General features: G+C 72.7%; 2 protein-coding genes. Both read right to left on the bottom strand.

The features are described 5' to 3' along the window. Window positions 1–119: 119 nt before the first annotated feature. Window positions 120–1,949, bottom strand: coding sequence for a glycoside hydrolase family 15 protein (locus ACWDAS_RS41405; protein WP_450401144.1), 1,830 nt, complete (start codon window positions 1,947–1,949; stop codon window positions 120–122). Window positions 1,950–2,003: 54 nt separating this feature from the next. Further along, complete coding sequence (locus ACWDAS_RS41400; protein ID WP_450401146.1) at window positions 2,004–2,099, bottom strand: hypothetical protein; 96 nt, start codon at window positions 2,097–2,099, stop codon at window positions 2,004–2,006. Window positions 2,100–2,112: the final 13 nt, after the last annotated feature.

Here is a 2,112-nt window from a genome sequence, read left to right as displayed (position 1 = left end):
GCCGCATCCGCGCCAAGCTCGACATCACCACCACCGCCGAACTCACCCGCACCGCCATCGCCCTCGGCCTGTGACCACACCCACCCGCCGGCCGGTCCCGGAGAGGGCGCCTCGCCCGATCACACCGCCGTGCCCGCCTCCGCCCGTGCCAGGTTGACGCCGCTGGCGATGATCCCGATATGGCTGAACGCCTGCGGAAAGTTACCCGCGAACCCACCCGTCGAAGGGTCGATCTGCTCCGACATCAGCCCGAGCGGGCTCGCCCGTCCGCACAGGGAGGCGTACAGCTCCCCGGCCTCCTCGACCCTGCCCTGGCCGACCAGGTTGTCGACGAGCCAGAAGCTGCACAGGACGAAGGCGCCCTCGTCACCGGGCAGGCCGTCGGGCGACTGGTCGTGGAGATAGCGGTAGAGCAGACCGTCGCCCGCGGAGAGCCGCTCGGCGATCGCGTCGGCGGTCGCCACCATGCGCGGGTGGCCGGCCGGGACGACCTGCCGCAGCGGAAGCGCGAGCAGGCTGGCGTCCAGTTCGCCGCCGCCGTCCAGGTGCTCGCTGAGGGTCCGCGCGTCCTCGTCCCAGGACTGGTCCAGGATCAGCTGCCGCAGCTTGCCCGCCGAGGCCCGCCACGCCGTGGTCCGCCCGGGCAGGCCGAGCCGCTCGCCGATCCCGGCGGCCCGGTCCAGGGCCACCTGGCACATCCCGGCCGAGTAGGTGAACACCCGGCCCTCGCTGCGCACCTCCCAGATGCCCTGGTCGGGCTCCCGCCAGGCCCGGTCCGCGGCCTCCGCCAGGCTGCCCAGACCCGCCCACAGCGCGGGTTCGAGCCCCCCACCGGCACGCAGCCACTGGTCCGCGCAGTCCAGTACCTCGCCGTAGACGTCGTGCTGACGCTGGTCGGCCGCACCGTTGCCCCATCGCACCGGGGCGGAGCGCCGGTAGCCCTCCAACCCGGCGTCCTCGACCTCCTCGGGTACCGGGCCGCCGTCGAGGCCGTACATGATCCGCGGCTCCCGGCTGTGCTCGAACGCGTCCAGGACCCAGCCGAGGAACGCGTCGGCCTCGCCGCCGAAGCCGATACGGCGCATGGCGAACACGGCGAAGGCGGCATCGCGGATCCATGTGTACCGGTAGTCCCAGTTGCGGATCCCGCCGACGGGCGCGGGCAGGGACGACGTGGGCGCCGCGACCAGTGAGCCGTTCGTCCAGTCGTCGCACATCTTCAATATGATCGCGGCCCTGCGGACGAGGGGTTCCTCGGGGCCGCGATAGGCGAAGCGCGTCATCCAGCGGCGCCACGCGCCCGCGGTCCCCGCCAGCATCGCCTCGGCGTCGAACCGGTGGTGCCGGTGGAAGCGGCCCCAGGACAGGACCAGGTCGAGGCGGTCGCCCCGCCGCAATCCGTGGGTGCTGTGCAGGGATTCCAGCGGGCGGTTGGAGCGCAGGTGCAGCCGCAGCTCCGGCCGGCGCGCCATGCGGACCTCCAGCCCGCTGAACAGGGCACGGGCCTGCGCTCCGCCGCGGGGCTCCAGGTCCACGCGCAGCCGTACGTCGCCGTCGAGGACCACGGCCGAGCGGACGAGTTCGCCGCGGCCGGCGGAGGCGTCGTCGGTGAGATCGGCCCCGGAGCGCAGGACCAGTGCGTCGGTGACGCGTACCAGGCCGGTGGCGCAGCGCAGTTCGGTGACGAGCACCCCGGTGTCGGGCTCATAGTGCTGGCGGGCCGCCACCAGTTCCTCGGGCGCCACGGTGAAGTGCCCGCCGCGGGCGTGGTCGAGCAGCCCGCAGAAGAGCGGATCGGCGTCGAATCGGGGCAGGCACAACCAGGGGATGGAGCCGTCCGCACCGACGAGGGCCGCCGTCCTGCCGTCCCCGATGAGGCCGAAGTCCTCCAGGGGCAAGTAGCCCTCGACTCCCCGCACCTGACGGAACGAGGGTTCCCGATCAAGCATGCCGCCTCGTTTCCACCAGGGAGACGGGGATTGGGGGCCGGTCGACGGCCGGGCTCAGGAACTGCGGCCGGTGTGGAGGTTCTTGACCTTGATCCAGTCGCGGCTGCGCCGACCCGGCAGATACGTACTGGTCAACCGCTTGGCCACCACACCGTCATACCCC

It is taken from the genome of Streptomyces sp. NPDC001070 (assembly GCF_053598835.1).
Note: the sequence above shows the minus strand (reverse complement) of the source record. Positions and strands in the feature narration are given on the sequence as shown.